This is a genomic window from Bowmanella dokdonensis (genome assembly GCF_017254865.1).
GTDB lineage: Bacteria > Pseudomonadota > Gammaproteobacteria > Enterobacterales > Alteromonadaceae > Bowmanella > Bowmanella dokdonensis.
Window position 1 is genome coordinate 332,000 of sequence record NZ_JAFKCV010000003.1, and the last position, 18,793, is coordinate 350,792.

An 18,793-nucleotide genomic window follows, 5' to 3' on the forward strand; every position below is an offset into this window, starting at 1 on the left:
TCCTCCCCCTTACCAGGCATAGTCCAGTCGAAGACCAATAAGCGGCTCGGCCTCGCTATCGTCTTTCACTTCAACGCCCCGGCGATAGTCAAACTCGGTGTCGTCGCTCGATGACGCTGAGGTTACGTTGATGACATCGAGAAAGGCTGTGACATCTATGGGTCCGAATGCGCGCCGATAATCAACGCGAAGGTTCAACAAACTGTAGCCGCTTTTGCGACCGACATTACGCTCGGTGATCTCTTTCGAATAGCGTAGTGGCTGTCCGGGCCCCAATACGTCTGAGTGAATAACAAAGTTGTCGTCTGGCCTGCCGGAGAGATACTTGTAGCGCCCGGCGACCTTCCAGCGGTCGTTGATTTCCCAGGTCAGACCGAGGGTGGCGACATGCTTACGACTGAATTCAGCGGCCACAGCACCGCGACCGTCTTTGCGGTCAACTACGGCATCGTTGTAAGAATAGGTTGCGCTGGCGTAAAGGCCTTCACGGATCGTACCGTTGACCACGATGTCGACGCCGTACGATCTGCCTTCCCCAATGTTGGCAAAGGTTCCGCTTGCCCGATCAAGGTCGACCACCAGGTCGTCGAGGTTTTGATAGTAGGTCTCCGTTAGTACCGACCATTGGCTGTTCAGAAAGTAGTTTAAACCGACACTGGCATGGGTGATTTTTTCGTTCTTAAGGTTGTTTGACTCATTAGCGGCGAGCTCTAAAAACCGGGGTGACTGATAAAAGAGTCCTGCGGTGGCAAAATATTTAACCCGTTCACCCGGCTGCCAGTTGACGCTGAACCTGGGCGACGCGAAGCTTTGGTCGGCAAAACCATCCCGCTCCACCCGTAAGCCGGTGCCAACATCCCAAGCACCAAGTTCAAAAACCTGATCGACGTAGCCGGCGTAGCTGGTTTCTTTCTGATTGATTGAAGAGTTGATGTTCTCGGGAGTCAACACAATATATTGCTGCCCGGGGTCAGGTCTGAAATCATCATCGTCGTAAACAAAACGGATCCAGTCGCCATCTAGGACAGTGTGGTAATCCAGTTCAATTTGCGTTACCCGCACACCGGCACTGAACACACCCCATTGATTTATTGTCTCAAAATCGCTTCGCCAGCCAATCTCCGTCTCATCTTCACCAATGGTAATAATGTCTTCGCGCACCGGAAAACTGGACGGGGGGGATTCTGCTGGTACCAGATCAGGAAAGGCTTCGCCTTCCGAGCTGACTTTGTCGCTTGTGCGGTAATAAACTTTGTTGGTCCAGACCGCTTTGTCACCGATCAGTGATCGCAATGTCAGGCCATACAAATCACTATCCTGTTCAAAATCCAGCAGCGCAGTATCTTCAAAGTCGGGCGATTCGGCAACGTGAGTCACACCGCGGGTATAGTCCTCGTGTGTATCCATCAGGAGAATTTCAATGCGGTTGTCCGGGTTGACGGGTATGACCGATTTCAGGATGATATCTCTTAACACAGGTTCGCCAATATCCAGTTCTTCAATGGTTTCAAACAAAGCACCGAAGTCAAGTCGCCGGGCAGAAACGAGCATCGTGGCGTCTTCAGTGATACCGGCAGGACCGTCGTAACCCACTTCATAACCCGCAAGATCGAGGCGAAGGCTGGCTGAAGGGCTAGGATTGCCATCGGCAACATCCAGTTTCAGCAGCGATGCGGCACGGCCACCATAAGCAGGGCCCCAGCCCCCTGGGGAGAACTCAGCCCCGTCGATAACGTTCGGTGCAAAAATCGAGAAACGACCTCCACCACCGACATCTTCCTCTTCACCCAGTGTCGCATCAAAGTGCACCGCTTTATCAAAGGGAAAGTCATCAACGAATAGCAAATTATCTCTTGGGCCACGACCGCGTACACTAAAGCTGGCGAATTCACTGGCGGATGCCAGGCCCGGCAATCCGTCCAGTGAGAGCAGCGGATCTGCGCCGCCGCCCACAGCGCTTCGCAGCGCTTCTCTGTCGAGATAGATGCTGGAAGCTGATGCAAATGTATCGGTTTGCTTTCCTAGCACCACTACTTTCTCTATTTCCACTTCTCTAAGTTTGAACTCTATCTTGATGTTTTTGCGCGAAACCACCCGTACGCTTGGTTCATACAATGAAGTGAACCCGCTTTTGGCCAGGTCCACCGAGTAGAGCCCCGGGTCGAGCTGTTCAACGACGATGCGACCTTGTTCGTCGGTTTCTAAAGTTTGTATGGAAGCGGTTTCCCGTTCCCTGATCCTGATCTGCACGCCTGAGAGTGGCCGGTCAGTAGTCTGATCTTTGACTATCAGGGTCAGCGCACCGGGTGCCTCTGCTGCATGGCTAAAAAATGAAAAACCGATCAGGAGGGTCCACAGGGTCAACCACGATACTTGTCGGTATTGCCGGCTCATAATGTTATCCCTCTATGTGTCAGCCACGAGACGTGCTTCAAATGCCTGTTCATATTGCTTCCCTCCCAGAATCGACCGTATTTAGTTGATGAAACGCTGGAAGATTAGCAAAGCCAATGTGACTAAAACGTCGCTGAAATGTGAAGGTAATATCAGCAGCGTCAAATTCTTTTTGTAAGGGGTTTAGTGTTCAATCAGTGACAATATCAGCCTTTCCACCAACAGGGCTGATTAGTTCACAGACAAAATGCCGGTACAAATTCTTCTGTAAAAGGTTGATCCCGCTCTGGAGTAAATCGTATTACCGCCTAGTACTTTATCGGGAATGAAACCATGAAAAGAATACAGCTTCCACTCGCCACATTTGCTGGCACGCTTTTATATTTTGGAGCGATAAATGCAGCAGAGACAAAAACACCTCTGGTTCCGCTTCCTTCCATCGACGATTTTACCCATGGTGATGGTTGGGGGGTTGGCGTTGGGCTTGGCGTTGAATATGAGTCTGCTTATGAGGGTTCGGATGAATTTGAGCTAGAGGTTGATCCGGCTGGCGGGGTGCAGTGGCGAACTGGCGAACACATTTTTTTCTGGGCTGGAGAAGCCATTGGCTGGCGGACTTTGGTGGATGATTCCTGGTTGTTTCAAGCCTCCTTAGGCTACGAAGAAGGTCGTGAAGAGGGTGACTCAAAAGATGGCAGACTCAATGGCTTAGGCGAATCGGGGTCTGGGGCGGAATTGCTGTTGGAAGTGCGTCATGCCCTGGGACAAGACTGGCGTTACTTCTTAGATGGCCGGATATCAACAGGAAGCATTGGCACACTGGGGATTTTCGGCGTAGGAACCTGTTTGGCTTGCCAACCTGACGGCACTGGCTGGGAAATCGGCGCGGTGGTCACTTTTCACGATAGCGAGTTCGCCAACCGGGGCTTTGGAGTGAATGCGCAACAATCCATCGATTCAGGTATTCCCCAAACCGATGTTGATGGCGGATTCAGATCCGTTGGCATTAATGTTAACTATCGGTATTACCTGAACAAGAACTGGCAGCTTTTCGGTGAAGCGCTTTACGAACGTTACGGGAGTGACGTTTCAGATAGCCCCCTATCCCGGAATGATTATGAAGCGGAAATCGGTATTGGCTTTGTTTATGTTTTTTAATGCACCCTAGAAGAGAATTGAATATATTTTCGTTCAGTCGCTGAATGTCTGCTAAGGGTTAAAGGCGAGTCCACAAATTTTAAACCTTCACCTTCAGTTGTAGGCATAAACAAACCGATCTATCCGGCGATGCCGTTTAAAAACTTCCCTGATAAGGAGCATCCACTGCGCTCATGGCATCGCCGTGTGAAACCTTGCTGAAAGCAGATCGCAGCCAACTGGCTGCGACCAAGCCCCAAGCTCACTCCAAATGATAATCCATCACCGGCTTGTCCAGTTCCTGTAGCTTGGGTTTGAGGGTTTCGGCATCCCCTACGATGACCGTGACCATTTCATCCAACTGCAAATGCTTCTCGGCCAGGGCGTTGATTTCTTTGGCGGTGATATTATCCACGATCCTGGCCCGCGCTTTGACAAAGCCGGGCTCAAGATCGTATTTGAGGATCTGGGCCAGGAAGCTGAGCTTGGCGTAGGGGGTCTCGTATTCCAGGGCGTCCTGCTGATTGATGGCCAGGCGTAGGAAAGCCAGTTCGTTTTTATCGATTCCTTCTTTGGCGTACTGGCGGATCTCGCCGTACAGCTCCTTGAGTGCTTCGACTGTTACATCGGCTCTGACATCGGCCGAGACGGTAAGGCGGCCTACATAGCTGTCGCCACCAAAGCCGGAGCCGGCGCCGTAGGTATAGCCCTTGTCTTCACGCAGGTTGAGGTTAATACGGCTGTTAAAGGCGCCGCCTAAGGGGAAGTTCATCAATCCGGTGCGGTAGAACTCACCGGTAAAGTCCTTTTTCAGGCCGCGCTTGCCAATACGGATAGCCGACTGGGCGGCCTCATCCTTGTTGACCAGATAGATACTGCCGGGCTGATAAACCGGCTCGCCGAACACTGGCTCAGCATCCGGGGCGCTGCCAGTCCAGGCCTGCATCTTATCCAGATTGGCGAAGATGGCCTGTTTATCCAGGTCGGAGACCAGAATCAGCTCTGCCTCGGCGGGTTTGAACCAGGTTTGGTAGTAATTTTTCACATCTGCAAGTGAAATGCTGGCCAGACTCTGCTCGGTGCCCCCCCTAGGCATACCGGCGATGCTGTCCTTACCGTAGAGCAGCTCACGCAAGGCTTCATTGGCCAGATAACCGGGGTTCTTCTTGGCATTTCTGACCGACTCAATGGCGCGGTTTTTAATCCTGTCGAAATCATCCGGATTAAAGGCGGGCATAAACAAAAACTCTTCCAGCAGGTTAAGAGTCTGGGGCAGGTTTTCACTCAGGCTGTTGACGAATACATCCAGACTCTCATCGGTGGCGCTGACCAGGATGCTGCTGCCCAGCTTATCCAGTGCCCGGCTCATTTCCTCGCTGCTGCGAAGTTGGGTGTCTTCAGTGAGCATGGCGGCCAGAATGCCGGCTACGCCGGCTTTTTCAGGAGCCTGTTGATAGGCGCCGCCCTGTACTCGCAGCAATAGGGCCGTGGTGGGAGTTTCCGGGTTGTCGGTCCCCAGGATCTCTATGCCGTTAGCCCATTTGTCCTGCCAGTACACCGGCAGGGTTACCGCGGGGTTAGGGCCTGGCTTAGGCCTTACCGACCTGTCAAAGGTTTTCGGCGTGGTGCGAAAGCTCAGATCTTCGGCCTTGGTATCGGAAGGGCCCAATTGGGGCCGGACGGGCGGCTGGTAATTGTCCTCTCTTGCCGCCAGTTGTGGCTGTCCGGCGGGCACGATGCTCATCACCACGGACGGCTGGTCTTTGATGTATTTGTCATACACCCGCATCACGTCTTCCTTGCTCACTGACTTGTAACGGTCCACCTGTTTCTGGATAAAGTCCGGATTGCCCAGGAAGGTTTCGTAACTGGCCAGCTGCGAAACCTTACCCTGCACACTTTGCAGGCCGAAGATGGCATCGGTGTATATCTCGACTTTGATTTTGTCCAGATCGTCCTGGGTGACGCCGCGTTGCTCAAATTCCTGCAGGCTGTCGCGGATCGCCTGTTCCATCTTATCCAGTGACATGCCGGCACTGGGGTGGGGTAGTGCCAGCAGGGCAAACTGACAGGCCAGCTCAGAACAGCCATGGCTGGCCTGGGCCTGCACGGCCTGTTGTGACTTGACCAGATTCTGATACAGCAAAGAGTTGCGTCCCGAGCCTAAAATCTGCATCAGCACGTCCAGCGCGGCTTCATCCGGATGAAACGCTTCCACAGTGGGATAGGCGATATACAGCAGTGGCAGGTGCACATTGTCCTGCAGGGACAGGTAGCGCGTCCTGTCCAACGCTACCTCAGGCGCTGTGGGCGGGCTGACGGCAGGCCCGGCTGGGATATCACCGAAGTATTTGTCCACCAGGCGCACCACCTCCTGGCTGTTCACATCTCCGCCTACGGTCAGGGTGGCGTTATTGGGCCCGTACCAGCGCAGGAAGAACTTCTTCAGGTCATTGACGTTGACCCGGTTGAGATCTTCCATCCAGCCTATGACAGGCCAGGAATAGGGATGGTCGGGCGGATACAGGGCCTGGGCGACGCTTTCACCCAGGCGGCCGTAAGGCTGGTTATCCACCCGCTGGCCACGTTCATTTTTAACGGTTTCCCGCTGCACCTCGAATTTTTCCTGGGTCACCGCATCGAGCAAAAAGCCCATACGATCGGATTCGAGCCATAATACGGTTTCCAATTGGTTAACCGGCACGGTCTGATAGTAATTGGTCCGATCCGAACTGGTGGTGCCGTTCATGGTGCCGCCCGCTTCGGTAATCAGCCGGAAATGCTCCTCGTCCGCCACGTGCTCTGTACCCTGGAACATCATATGTTCAAAGAAATGGGCGAAACCTGACTGGCCGGGCTCTTCCCTGGAGGAGCCCACATGATAGGTTACATCCACATGCACCAGGGGATCGGAGTGATCCTCATGCACGATCAGGGTCAGGCCATTGGCCAGCCGGTATTTGCTGTAGGGGATTACCAACGTATCGTCGCTGGCCTGCACCTTCTCAATCAGGGTGACACCCGCAGGCAGGGAGGCATTGGGAGTCGGGCTACAGGCGGTCAGGCTGATAAGGGCGACGGCCACCAACAAGCAGGAAGCTTTGGTCAAAACAGAGATCCTTCTAGGTTACTGCAAGAGCGTTTCTATAACCGGCTAATATGCAGAATCGATTCCCCAAGGACAAGTGCTTTACTCCGCCAGACTGGAAATTGCCTGTTACAAGCTGTGTACTGGTCAGTCAAAGGGCAGGCTTAATCCTCTTTGAATAAACAGGTAACCGCCCAATAGGAACAAGGTGACACCTGTGGCCAGATTCAGGTACCCGGACACCCTTGCCGAGGAAGCATGATGCCGAAGTCTGGTACCGACCCAGGCCCAGAGACTGATGCCCAGATAACAGCAGACGAAATACAGCCCGACGAATAGCAGCAGCACATGTCCTGACTGGGTAAGGTTAAAAGCTGAAACGGCTGACAAACAGGCCGCCCAGGCCTTGGGATTTAGCCATTGCAGCGTAAAGCCCTGGAGAAATCCGGCCAGGGGCTGCTGCTGATGAGCTTCGCTAGAGGAACCAAAGGCAATGCGATAACCCAGATAGAGAATAAATACCGCCCCCAGGGCGCCCAGCCAGGGGCCAAGCTGGGGATGTTGGCCAATCAACGCCTCCATACCCAGGCCACAGGCCATCAGCAACAGACAAAAGCCAATGGTGGCCCCCAGCACAAAAGCCTGGGCTTTATACAAGCCGTGGTTCAATCCGTTAATGAAGCTGACGAGATTGACCGGTCCCGGCGTCACCGAGAGTGAAAAGGCAAAAAGGCTCATACTAAGCAGCATCCACATGGCAGCTCTCCTGATAGGTTTTTGTCATTGTAGGCTCTTGTTATTCATTCGATAAATTGCTGCAATTAGAAAATACTTTTCCAATTAGATGTCTAATGATCGAAGATATCCGCGCCATGGCAGTGTTTGCCCAGGTGGCCCGCCACGGCTCCTTTACGCGGGCCGCTGCCGAACTGGGTTTGTCACCCTCAGTCGTCAGTTACCATGTTAGCCAGTTGGAAAAGCGCCTGGGGGTAGCGCTTATATACCGATCCACCCGTCGGCTCTCACTGACCCATGAAGGGGAATTGCTGCAGCAGCACGCAATGGACATGGTAAAGGCGGTGCAGGAGGGGTTGGCCAGAATTCACCCGGACGATGGGAGGCTCAGTGGGAAACTTCGTCTGAGTCTGTCGACGGCGTTGCAACAATCGCCCTTGCTGGGGGGGATAGCCGAATTTGCCAACCTGCATCCGGCCATCCGGATGCAACTGGAATTCAGTGATGATTGCAGGGATCTCTATGCCGATGCGATCGACCTGGCCTTTCGTGCCGGACAGTTGGAGGACAGTTCACTCAAAGCCAGACCGCTGGGGGCGATTAAGCGAAAACTCGTTTGTTCGCCGGGGTACTTTCGACAACAGCCAGAGCCTGAGGAGCCTGAATCCCTGCAGAGGTGGAGATGGATTAAGTTACGCATGCTGCCGGCCTCCAGAATGCTGAGCAAAGGCCAGGTGCGCCGGGAAGTGGCTTTTCACACCTATATGGAGGTGAACAGTGTGGAGGCCATGAGCTACCTGTCAATACTGGGGATGGGGTTGGCCACGCCGCCCTCAGCCATGGTGGATGAGGCGCTGAAAGACGGCAGGCTGACAGAAGTATTGCCCGACTGGCAGGTTGCGCCGATTCCGCTGTATGCCGTCTGGCCCGGGAATACGGCGCCCAATCACCTGGTCAGACGGCTGCTCGATTTTCTGGAACAACAACGCAATTGGTGAGTTACATATTGGGATAGTTGGGTCCGCCGGTGCCTTCGGGTGTCACCCAGACGATATTCTGGGTGGGATCCTTAATATCACAGGTTTTACAGTGTACGCAGTTTTGCGCGTTGATCTGCAACCTGGGCCCGTCTGCCTCCTCGACTATCTCGTAGACTGCTGCTGGGCAGTATCGCTGGGCAGGCTCGTCGTACTTGGCCAGATTCACCTTAACCGGCACGCTGTCATCCTTGAGCTTGAGGTGGCAGGGCTGATCTTCTTCATGATTGGTGTTGGACAAAAATACCGAGGACAGCTTGTCGAAACTCAGCACGCCATCCGGTTTAGGGTAGTCAGGCTTAGTGGCCTTGTCCTTGTGGGCCAGGGTCAGATGATCGGGAATATTGTCCGTCAGATTTACCGGCAGCTTACCGCCAAACCAGTTTTGATCCAGAGTATTGAACGCGCCGCCCCAGAAGGTGCCGTATTTGTGAATGGCCGCGCCGAAATTCCGTGACTGATACAGCTCTTCATTCAACCAGGACTGTTTGAACTTCTCTTCAAAGCTGGTCAAATCCTCACCGGCTTTGTCTTCAGTCAAGGCTTCAAATAACGTCTCGGCCGCCAGCATCCCGGACTTCATGGCCGTGTGGTTGCCCTTTATCTTGGCAAAGTTCAATGTGCCGGCGTCACAACCAACCAGCAAGCCTCCGGGAAAGCTCATCTTGGGCAGTGAATTCAGACCCCCTTTACTGATGGCCCGGGCTCCATACGCGACCCGTTTGCCCCCTTCAAGATATTGTTTGTACACCGGATGGTGTTTAAGACGCTGGAATTCATCAAAGGGGCTTAAATACGGATTGCTGTAATTCAGATCCACAATCAGTCCCACCAGCACCTGGCCGTTTTCGGCATGGTAGAGATAGCCACCCCCGCTGGCGTCCTCCAGCGGCCAACCGGCGCTGTGCACCACCAGTCCTTCCTGATGCTTATCGGCCGGCACATCCCATATTTCCTTAAAACCTATGGCATAGTGCTGGGGGGCCCTTCCTCTATTCAACTCAAATTTTTCAATTAGCTGCTTACCCAGATGGCCCCGACTGCCCTCGGCAAACACCGTATATTTTGCGCGCAGCTCCATGCCCGGCATAAAGCCGTCTTTGGGCTCCCCCTTGGCATCGACACCCATATCGCCGGTAATCACTCCGGCTACTTTACCGTCCTCAATAATTATCTGGGCAGCGGGGAAGCCGGGGAAAATCTCTACGCCAAGTTGCTCGGCCTGGGTGGCCAGCCAACGGCAGACATTGCCCATGCTGACGACATAATTGCCGTCATTGTGCATGGTCTTGGGGGTGGCGAAGCCTGGCAGTTTGCTGGCCTTGTTTTCGCCACGCAGCAGGTAGATATGATCATCACTGACTTTGGTCTTTAGCGGCGCGTCTTTGTCCTGCCAGTCTGGGATGAGTTCGTTTAAGGCGCGGGGCTCAAACACAGCGCCGGAGAGAATATGGGCGCCCACTTCCGAGCCTTTTTCCACTACACAGATCGTCATCTCCTGCTGTTTATCCTGCGCCAGTTGGGCCAGGCGGATAGCAGTGGAAAGACCGGCAGGGCCTGCCCCTACTATAACGACGTCAAACTCCATCGATTCTCTTTCCACTGGTCTCTCCTCGGTTTTGTTTATTATTGCTGGCGCTTATTATTGCTGTTGGGGGTTAACGAATCATCACCCCGGGTTTAAAATGCTGTAAATAATTCCCCGCGGCACAGGGTAGTGTCGGTTGACGTTTACGTCAACAGTAAGTACATTCGTCCAATAAAGTCGGGGTTCACCCCACAAGCAAGGGCATTTTAAGCTTGCCCTGTACCCTCATAACAAAGGTGTAAAGATGAAGATATTAGTGCCAGTAAAGCGCGCCATCGACTACAACGTCAAGGTGCGGGTGAAATCCGACCAATCGGACGTCGATCTCGCCAACACCAAAATGGCCATTAACCCCTTCTGCGAAATCGCCGTGGAAGAGGCGGTCCGGCTTAAAGAACAAGGCAAGGCAGAAGAGGTAGTGGTGGTATCCATTGGTAGTAAAGCCTGCCAGGAACAAATTCGTACCGCACTGGCACTGGGCGCTGACCGTGGCATTCATATCGAAACCGAACAGTCCCTGCAGTCGCTGCAGGTGGCCAAGCTACTGAAAAAAGTCGTCGAAGAAGAAAAGCCCGACCTGGTTATTCTCGGTAAACAAAGCATCGATTCTGACAACAACCAGACAGGCCAGATGCTGGCCGCCCTGTGCGGCATGCCTCAGGGCACTTTTGCTTCCCGTGTCGTGATCAATGGCGACAGCATCGAAGTGACCCGTGAAATCGACGGCGGTCTGCAAACCGTGGCCATCAAATTGCCGGCGGTGGTGACCACCGACCTGCGTCTGAACGAGCCTCGTTATGCGTCATTGCCTAATATTATGAAAGCCAAGCGTAAACCCCTTGAGGTGAAAGCCGCCGGGGATTTCGGTGTGGAGCTGTCCTCCAAGGTTAAGCTGGTGAAGGTTGAGCCGCCGGCTCAGCGTCAGGGCGGCGTAAAAGTGGCCGATGTGGCCGAGCTGGTGGATAAACTGAAAAACGAAGCGAAGGTGATCTAATGGCAATTCTGGTTTATGTGGAACACGACAACGCCCATCTGAAGGCCGAGAACCTCAAACTGGTCAATGCCGCCAGCAAGCTGGGTGATGAACTTCACCTGCTGGTAGCCGGGAAGGGTTGCCAGGCGATTGCCGAACAGGCCGCCAAAATCAGTGGCATCAGCAAGGTACTGGTGGCGGACAATGCCGTTTACGAGCACCAACTGGCAGAGAATATTGCCGAGCTGGTAGCCGAGCTGGGCAAAGACTACAGCCATGTACTGGCCGCTGCGACCACCACGGGTAAGAACTTTATGCCCCGGGTGGCGGCGCTGTTGGATGTGGCGCAGATCTCCGACATTATCAAGGTGCAAAGCGCGGATACCTTCGTACGGCCTATCTATGCGGGCAATGCCATCGCCACGGTACAGTCTGAGGATGCCATTAAGGTGATTACAGTGCGCACCAGCGCCTTCGATAATCAGGACGAGAGCGGCAGTGCAACTGTTGAGAGCATCGACCTGGTCAAGGAAAACAGCCTGTCCAGCCATGTGAGTGCCGAGCTGACTAAATCAGAGCGTCCCGAGCTGACTGCTGCCCGGGTGGTCATCTCCGGTGGCCGCGGAATGCAAAACGGCGAGAACTTTAAGCTGATGAACGGTATCGCCGACAAACTGGGCGCCGCCATTGGTGCATCCCGTGCGGCGGTGGATGCAGGCTTTGTACCCAATGATATGCAGGTGGGCCAGACAGGGAAAATCGTCGCCCCCGAACTATATATCGCCGTGGGCATTTCCGGTGCCATTCAGCATCTGGCCGGGATGAAAGATTCCAAGGTCATTGTGGCCATTAACAAGGATGAGGAAGCGCCTATCTTCCAGGTGGCCGATTACGGCCTGGTGGGGGATTTGTTCGACGTGCTGCCGGAGCTGGAAGCCAAACTCTGAGCTGAGGTTGCAAATGCCAGACAACAAAGCCGCTGAAAAGCGGCTTTGTTGTCTGAGGGGGATTTTTTTACTCCGGTTTATCCTGTCCGGTTTGCTCAGGAATATCCTCTTGCATGATCTCATCGTCCTCAGTGTCCAGTTCTTCCGCCTCCACTTTTCGCGGTTTACGCTTGGCCAGGATCTGATCGCCAACATCCACCCCGGCCATGGTATTGATACGTTTTTTCTTCGGTTTGGCAGTTTGCCAGACAGTTTCACCCTCTTTGGCATCAGCTTTGTCTGACGTGTCGTCGGCTGGGGCTTTTCTGGGTCTCAGACCTTTAAATTTCGCCTCCAGGCCTTCGATGGCAGTAAAGCTGATGTCCTGCTCAAGTAGCGCCTTGATGGCCAAAAAGCTGCTCCAGTCCTTAGGTCCCACTAACGATACAGCATGGCCTTTATTGCCGGCGCGGCCGGTGCGTCCCACTCTGTGCACATATTCCTCGGCAAACTTGGGCAGATCGAAATTGATTACCAGGGACACCTTCAACAGATCCAATCCGCGGGAGGCCACATCGGTGGTTACCAGCATCTGGTGATGGCCGCGGCCGAACTCGTTCATGATATTGCTGCGTTGTGACTGGTTCAGCTCGCCTGACAAGGCAATACTGCTGATGCCCCATTCCTGCAGCAGCAGCGCCAGACGTTCGGTATCGGCCCGGGTGGCGGTAAAGAGGATGCCCTGACGAAAACTCTGCCCGGTGACCAGCGCTTTGAGCAGGGCTTCTTTATGCTCGATATGATCGGCCAGGATAAAACGTTGCTCAATATCCTGATGCTCTTCGCCTGCACTGCCCAGGCTGATACGCTGGGGGGCTTTGAGCAGGCTCTGGGTCAGGTAATGCAATTCGGCGTTATCGAGGGTGGCCGAGAACATCATGGTCTGCCGTTTACGGTGATCGGCAGCGCTATGAATTTGTTTCAGCTGGGGTGCAAAGCCCAGATCCAGCATCCGGTCCGCCTCATCCAGAATTAACAGTTCCAGACCATTTAAAAACAAAGATTTATCGGTCAGATGATCGGCTATCCGCCCCGCCGTCCCCACCACATATTGTGGATTACGTCTCAGGGCCTTGACCTGATCATTGAAGTTCTCACCGCCCAGGATCAGCGCTACGTTACTGCCTGGCCCCTCAACCAGGGCCCGCAGCTGCAAAAACACCTGTTTGGCCAGCTCGCGGGTCGGGGCCAGAATCAGCACCCGCGGATCTTTTTTCGACAGAGCACGGGTTTTCATCACCCGGTTGATGGCAGGCACCAGATAGGCCAGGGTTTTGCCTGAGCCGGTCTTGGACGAGACAATCAGGTCCTTGCCAAGCAAGGCATGGGGAACGGCGTTGGCCTGGATATCGGTGGCCTGGTTGAAGCCTTTCAGGCCGAGTTTGTGCAACAGTCTGTGATCAATGGGCAGGTCAGAAAAAAGCAAAGATAAGCGCCTTAGGGTAAATTTGCCGCAAGTATACGCCTTTGAACGAAAACGGGCCAGAAAAGGGCGCAGGGAGACGCCACAATATGGCATCCTGCCAATAAGGCTCAGCTCACTGGAGAGATTATGTATAAACAACTGATTCTGCTTGGCATTTTATCAACTTTGCTGAATGCAGCCAGTCAGGCCGAGAACGTGGACTGGGCCATTCATTCGGATCAGATTTATCCGGGCGATGGCAGCGGGCCTGTGTCCGGGGTGCTGGTGCTGGATAACGGCAGAGTAAGGCTTCTGGCCGATGGTCTTCCAGGGGATATGGTGCCCGCTCGGACCCTCAGGGCAATGGGACAGATTGTGGCGCCTGGCTTTATCGATCCCCACACTCACGCCTGCGCGGATTTTGCAGAACAGAAAGACAATCTTAACGCCAACTATCTGACCCAGGGGGTGACCACGGTGTTCTGCAGCAATGACGGAGGGGGGCCGGTTGAGGTGGGGCAGACGCTGGACAATTATCAGCAATGGGGCATAGGCACCAATGTGGCCCTGTTTATTGGTCATGGCTCGGTCAGAAATGCGGTGTTGGGTAAAGAAGACAGGGCACCTACTGCCACTGAGCTTACGCAAATGCAACAACTGGTCGGGCAGGCCATGCAACAGGGCGCCCTGGGTCTTTCCAGCGGGCTTTTCTATGTGCCAGGCAGCTATGCAAGCGCCGAAGAGGTCATTGCCCTGGCCAAAGTGGCCGCCGGGTATGGCGGCATTTATGACAGTCACATCCGCGACGAGAGCAGTTACAATATCGGCCTGTTGGCATCTGTCGATGAAGTGATTCAGGTCGCCCAGGAGGCGAACATTCCGGCGCATATCTCCCATATCAAGGCGCTGGGGGTGGATGTGTGGGGTCAGAGTCGCCAGGTCATTGAAAAGATTGACCACGCCAGAGAGCAGGGGCTGGCCATCACCGCCAATCAGTATCCCTGGCGGGCATCCGGCACCAGCCTGATAGCTGCTCTGGTGCCAGCCTGGGCCAGGGAAGGGGGCCACGCGGCCCTGTTGACACGCCTGAGGGACCCGGCACAGTTGGGCCGGATCCGGCATGCCATGCAGGACAATCTGCGCCGCCGGGGCGGCGCCCAGGCCCTGTTGATTGTGGATACCTCTGATTTATTGGCTAAGGGCCATACTCTGGCTGAGTTAGCAAAAAGCTCTTCCCGCTCCGAGATCGAAACGGCCCTAGCCCTGATAAAATTGGGCGATGTGCGGGTCGCCAGTTTTAACATGGCGGATGAGGATATTGTGGCCTTTATGCGCCAGGGATGGGTGATGACCGCCTCGGATGGCAGCCAGGGACATCCGCGTAAGTTTGGCTCTTTCCCAAAAAAGTATGCCGACTTTGTGCGGGACGGACAGGTGATTAGCCTGACAGACTTTATCCACCGGAGCAGCGCTCTGACCGCCAGCACGTTCGGCTTATCCGGGCGGGGCAGACTGGCCTCCGGCATGGCCGCCGATGTGCTGATTTTCGACCCTGGTACCTACCGCCCCCTGGCCGATTTCAGCGAACCTGAGCGTCTCAGCGAGGGAGTAAGTTGGCTATGGGTCAATGGAAAAGTGGCGATAGAGAAGGGGCAACTGAGCGGTATAAAAGCTGGTCAGATGCTTAGGGGATCTGGGAGTAAAACACCCTAGCGCTTCAGCGCCAGCATGTTACTTTTTACCCGGTTAAGTACCACGCCGAGCAAGGGCACATTGGCCTCCCGGAGATGTTGGATGATATCGGAGAGTTCATTTGGCTGCGTGGATTCCACGTCACAGACCACAATCACCCCATCAACCAGCCTGGACAACACCAGGGCATCGCTGACCGAGTTCACTGGCGGCGCCTCAAGCAGAATGCGGGGAAACTTGCTGCGCAGGCGTTGCAGAAATTCCCTGAACCTGGCGGTGGAAATCAGCGCCAGTGGATCCGAGGGGATGCTGCCACTGGGTAGCAGGGTTAACCGGCCATTATTGCGCTGGAACATACACAGGCTGAGTTTGGCCTTACCATCGAAAAATTCTGTAAGGCCGGGCTTTTTCTCATCCAGGCCATAGGCCTTGGCCAGTGAGGGTTGGCGCATATCTATATCCGCCAGCAGTACAGATTCTATATTGCTGATAGAGTCGGCCAGGTTACTGACTACGCTGGCTTTTCCCTGTCCCGGCTTGATGGAGGTGACGGCAACTATGCCAGACTGCGTACCATGCTGTCCTACCATTACCGCTGTTCGCAATGAGCGAATGCCTTCTGCATACAGGTAGTTGGCCTCACCCAGGCCGGATCGGAGTGGCCGGGCCTGACGCTTTTTGTGTTTCTGTTGGATTTTCGGCAGCATGGCAAGCACCGAGACCTCCATCAGTTTCAATACATGATTCAGGCGGGTAAACTGGTCACCAATCAATGACAGGATAAACCAGAAGCCGCCGCTGAACAGGATTGAAAAGCTGGCCGCCATCACAAACAAGCCGGCCACATTGGGCTTGCTTGGCTCCGTGGGGAGACTGGCGGTGTCCACCACAGCAAACTCCTTGCTTTGCCCCATGTCTTTGAGCATTTCCATTTCCTGCAGTTTAGCCATGAAGACCTCATGGACCTTCTTGGTAGCGGTCAGCTCCTGACCCAGCCGTGTCAGGACTGTCTGGTGTTCGCCCAACTGACGAAATTCAGCCTTGTTCCTGTCAATTTCGCTCGCCAGCTCACGGCTTCTCTGTTCACCCGCCAGGATGGTCTGCTGCATATTGCTGAATTGTTCCTCGATACGTTTTTTCAGTTCCTGATCGGCACTGCTGAGGTTGACACTGGCCTGGATAAACTTCGGATGTTTGTATTTGTACCGGCTTTTAATCCGTTCCATTTGCTCGGATTGGCTGACCCACTGTCGCCGGGCTTCCATCACCAGGGGACTTTGCATGATCCAGGCTTGGCTCATCAGGGCGTCATGGTTGCCCCGGACTTTCCTGGCTTGTTGCAGGTTGATGCGCGCTTCAGACAAGCGCTTTTCCTGTTGCAACTGTTCCCTGACCAGTTCGCTGATCTGGCTCTGGGTCATGGACATCTGGGCTTGCAGGTCGGCGATATTATTGCTGTCCAGGTATTGCTGGTAGTCGGATTCTGCCTTACCCAGCCGCGCCTGAATCTCCTGCATTTGTTGATTCAGGTGCTCGGAGCGATTAAGCACTTTCTGCTGTTGTAGTTTGCCGTGAAAACTGAAAAAGGTCGGCCCGATACTGTCAGCCACTTCTTGGGCCGTTTCCGCGGACGTGGAACTGAAGCTTACCTTAAGCATGTCGGTGTTCTTCACCTGACTGATGGCCAGGTTTTGCTGAAACTGTCTGACGATTTCGCTTTCTCCGGCAAGGGGGGCGTATTCGGGTCGGGTACCCAGTACCAACTGGTCGACGAGGATCCTGGCAAAGGCCCTTGAGCGTATGAATTCAATATAGGTATCCAGCTCGTTGCCCCCCACCCCAGGCAGGCTGAGACTGGGAAGTGCCAGTCCTTTGTCTGCACTGCCAAGCAACAGCGTGCTGGAAGCTGTGTAGATTTTCGGCAGTTTAAGGATCATGAAGCCGGCAGCAGTCGTCATCAGCGCGGCCAGAAACAGGACCCGCCATTTCTTTTGCCACAGAAACAGCAGAATATGGCCAGTCCCGACGGACTGCTGTGGATAAACGGACTGTTCCAGGTGCAGGGAGGGTGACATGCCTAGAATACGCTCTCACCGATACTGATGACATCGCCGGGCATGACCATGGTGTCGCCCCTGGCCTTAATCTCTTTACCCTCGCGCAGGATCAACCAGCTGTCTTTTGATGCTCGGTCAGTCAGACCTCCCGAGATGGCGATGGCCTGCTCAACATTCAGATCAAACAGAAACTCATGGCGCCCTGCATCCTTGACCGCCCCTTTGATATAGATGGGCCGGTAAGTTTCAATGGTGACTGTCACGGCAGGATTGACCAGATAACCGTCCAACAGCGCCGCTTCAAGCTCTTCGGCCAGTTTCCTTGGTGATTTGTCCAGCGCCCTGATATCCCCCAGCAAAGGAAAGCGGATCAGGCCGGACTGGGCGACCTGAGCCCTGACCGATAACTCGGGCTCGTTGAAAACACTGATGGATATGCTGTCTCCGGCCCCTATCTGATATCTGTCGTCGTTGGCAGACAAAGTCAGTGGCGCGATCAGTGGCAGCCAGGCCACCAGGGTCAGAATCCGTATCGCCATACCAGACCTATCTTGTTTTGCTCACGATTGATGGAATTGCTCAGCAGCTCAGTTTCGTTGCGGGAAACAGATAGGGTGAGCCAGCTATGCTGCCTGAGCGTCAGCCTCAACCACAAATCAGCTTGCCGCTGTGAAAGTGTACGGATTTGCAGTGGTTCCAGATAGCGTGTATCGGTGCGGACCAGTTCAAATCCCCATTGCCACTGTTCACCGAAGTGATATTCACTGCGTAGTGCCCATTTTCGTAGTCGGGAGTCGCTGGCCAGTTCGCTGTCACCGGCGATGGAATCCTGCAGAGCCTCCAGGCTCAATTGCCAGTGCTGCATGGGTTGGTAACCTAGTTCGACCTGCCAGGAGGAACCGGTATGAGCGGAGGCCTGCACCGTTTCTCTGCGGTAGGCTCCAAGCAGAGCCCGGATGGAAGTCAGGCCTGAAACCTGCCACTGCATGCCCACCAGCGCGCGTGCTTTTTCGCTGTCGCCCCTACGGGGGGACAGGTAGTCATCCTGCTGGTATTCGAGCAGAGCAACAAAATGTGTAGCCCTGGAGAGACGAAAGACAAGGTTGCTGGCCAGAGTCGACTGATCAACTTCGAACAGGGGGGCATAAGTGTTGGGCGAGTCATACCTCACTCTTTCCTGGCTGAGGTCCAGGCTGAGGCGTCTTTTACCTGCCTCGTGACCATAGATGGCGCTTATTCTGGCGCTGCCCTGTTGGCGGGTATCCTGCGCCAGGACGTCATGTCTGAGCCTGGATAGCCCTGTGCCTGGCATTTGCTCCTCGCTGGTGTATGTCAGCGCTGTCTCCAACGCCCAGGCATCACTCAGATACAACCTGAACAACAGCTCAGCGTTGGCGGACAGGTTATCTTTGTCTTTCAGTATGTCCACCGGAGGATCTTCCCAGCGCAGGTATTCTGCACGGTAGGCCAATTTCATCCACAAGGCGTCGGCACCTGTGACCAACTGCCCATTGGCTTTGAGCCCACCTCCCCACGTGGAGTGCTCTTTCATCAGGGTAGGGTTGAGGTTGTCCAGGGCGAATACCTGCGGCTGTAAGATCAGCTTTTCTGTATCTTTGTCGAAAGGGTCATAGCTTTGTCCGTAACCTGCCAGGGGTAGCAGGAGACATAGTGCGCCTGTCAGTGCTTTTTGCATGGAAT

13 protein-coding genes are annotated in these 18,793 nt (G+C 54.4%); 5 read left to right on the plus strand and 8 right to left on the minus strand.

The features are described 5' to 3' along the window. Positions 1–9 precede the first annotated feature (9 nt). Complete coding sequence (locus J0A66_RS07500) at positions 10–2,394, minus strand: TonB-dependent receptor (protein WP_206573168.1); 2,385 nt, start codon at positions 2,392–2,394, stop codon at positions 10–12. 333 nt (positions 2,395–2,727) lie between these two features. Here J0A66_RS07500 and J0A66_RS07505 point away from each other — a divergent pair, with 333 nt between their 5' ends. Continuing rightward, positions 2,728–3,552, plus strand: coding sequence for a MipA/OmpV family protein (locus J0A66_RS07505; protein WP_206573169.1), 825 nt, complete (start codon positions 2,728–2,730; stop codon positions 3,550–3,552). Between the two features lie 241 nt (positions 3,553–3,793). Here J0A66_RS07505 and J0A66_RS07510 read toward each other — a convergent pair whose 3' ends face one another. Together J0A66_RS07510 and J0A66_RS07515 are read right to left on the minus strand one after the other, a co-directional pair. Then, on the minus strand, positions 3,794–6,640 hold the full coding sequence (locus J0A66_RS07510; RefSeq protein ID WP_206573170.1) for a M16 family metallopeptidase: 2,847 nt from the start codon (positions 6,638–6,640) through the stop codon (positions 3,794–3,796). A gap of 126 nt (positions 6,641–6,766) precedes the next feature. Further along, positions 6,767–7,375 (minus strand): LysE family translocator, encoded by a 609-nt coding sequence (locus J0A66_RS07515; RefSeq protein WP_206573171.1) that lies wholly within the window; start codon positions 7,373–7,375, stop codon positions 6,767–6,769. A gap of 95 nt (positions 7,376–7,470) precedes the next feature. Here J0A66_RS07515 and J0A66_RS07520 point away from each other — a divergent pair, with 95 nt between their 5' ends. Next, positions 7,471–8,352: a LysR family transcriptional regulator gene (locus J0A66_RS07520; protein ID WP_206573172.1), complete on the plus strand. Its 882-nt coding sequence runs from the start codon at positions 7,471–7,473 to the stop codon at positions 8,350–8,352. A gap of 1 nt (position 8,353) precedes the next feature. On the opposite strand, the gene J0A66_RS07525 is transcribed toward J0A66_RS07520, so the two are convergent. Further along, positions 8,354–9,994, minus strand: coding sequence for a 4Fe-4S dicluster domain-containing protein (locus J0A66_RS07525; RefSeq protein ID WP_206573173.1), 1,641 nt, complete (start codon positions 9,992–9,994; stop codon positions 8,354–8,356). A gap of 229 nt (positions 9,995–10,223) precedes the next feature. Between J0A66_RS07525 and J0A66_RS07530 the strand changes: the two genes are divergently transcribed. Continuing rightward, positions 10,224–10,973: an electron transfer flavoprotein subunit beta/FixA family protein gene (locus J0A66_RS07530; protein WP_206573174.1), complete on the plus strand. Its 750-nt coding sequence runs from the start codon at positions 10,224–10,226 to the stop codon at positions 10,971–10,973. Further along, positions 10,973–11,899 (plus strand): electron transfer flavoprotein subunit alpha/FixB family protein, encoded by a 927-nt coding sequence (locus J0A66_RS07535; RefSeq protein WP_206573175.1) that lies wholly within the window; start codon positions 10,973–10,975, stop codon positions 11,897–11,899. Before J0A66_RS07530 ends, J0A66_RS07535 begins: the two co-directional genes overlap by 1 nt. A gap of 67 nt (positions 11,900–11,966) precedes the next feature. On the opposite strand, the gene J0A66_RS07540 is transcribed toward J0A66_RS07535, so the two are convergent. Next, positions 11,967–13,364, minus strand: a complete 1,398-nt coding sequence (locus tag J0A66_RS07540; RefSeq protein WP_206573176.1) for a DEAD/DEAH box helicase — start codon at positions 13,362–13,364, stop codon at positions 11,967–11,969. Between the two features lie 126 nt (positions 13,365–13,490). On the opposite strand from J0A66_RS07540, the gene J0A66_RS07545 reads away from it, so the two are divergent. After that, a complete protein-coding gene (locus tag J0A66_RS07545) occupies positions 13,491–15,056 on the plus strand; it encodes an N-acyl-D-amino-acid deacylase family protein (protein WP_206573177.1) in 1,566 nt (521 codons plus the stop codon). Here the strand turns inward: J0A66_RS07545 and J0A66_RS07550 are convergent. The 3 genes from J0A66_RS07550 to J0A66_RS07560 are packed head-to-tail and all read right to left on the minus strand — an operon-like array spanning position 15,053 to position 18,788. Continuing rightward, positions 15,053–17,110 carry a GumC family protein gene (locus tag J0A66_RS07550; RefSeq protein ID WP_206573178.1) on the minus strand — a complete coding sequence of 686 codons (2,058 nt, stop codon included), beginning with the start codon at positions 17,108–17,110 and terminating at the stop codon, positions 15,053–15,055. The two genes, J0A66_RS07545 and J0A66_RS07550, sit on opposite strands and share 4 nt — an antisense overlap. A gap of 2 nt (positions 17,111–17,112) precedes the next feature. Continuing rightward, positions 17,113–17,631, minus strand: a complete 519-nt coding sequence (locus J0A66_RS07555) for a polysaccharide biosynthesis/export family protein (protein WP_206573179.1) — start codon at positions 17,629–17,631, stop codon at positions 17,113–17,115. Further along, entirely contained in the window at positions 17,613–18,788 is a 1,176-nt protein-coding gene (locus J0A66_RS07560; protein WP_206573180.1) for a hypothetical protein, read from the minus strand. Before J0A66_RS07560 ends, J0A66_RS07555 begins: the two co-directional genes overlap by 19 nt. Between the last annotated feature and the right edge of the window lie 5 nt (positions 18,789–18,793).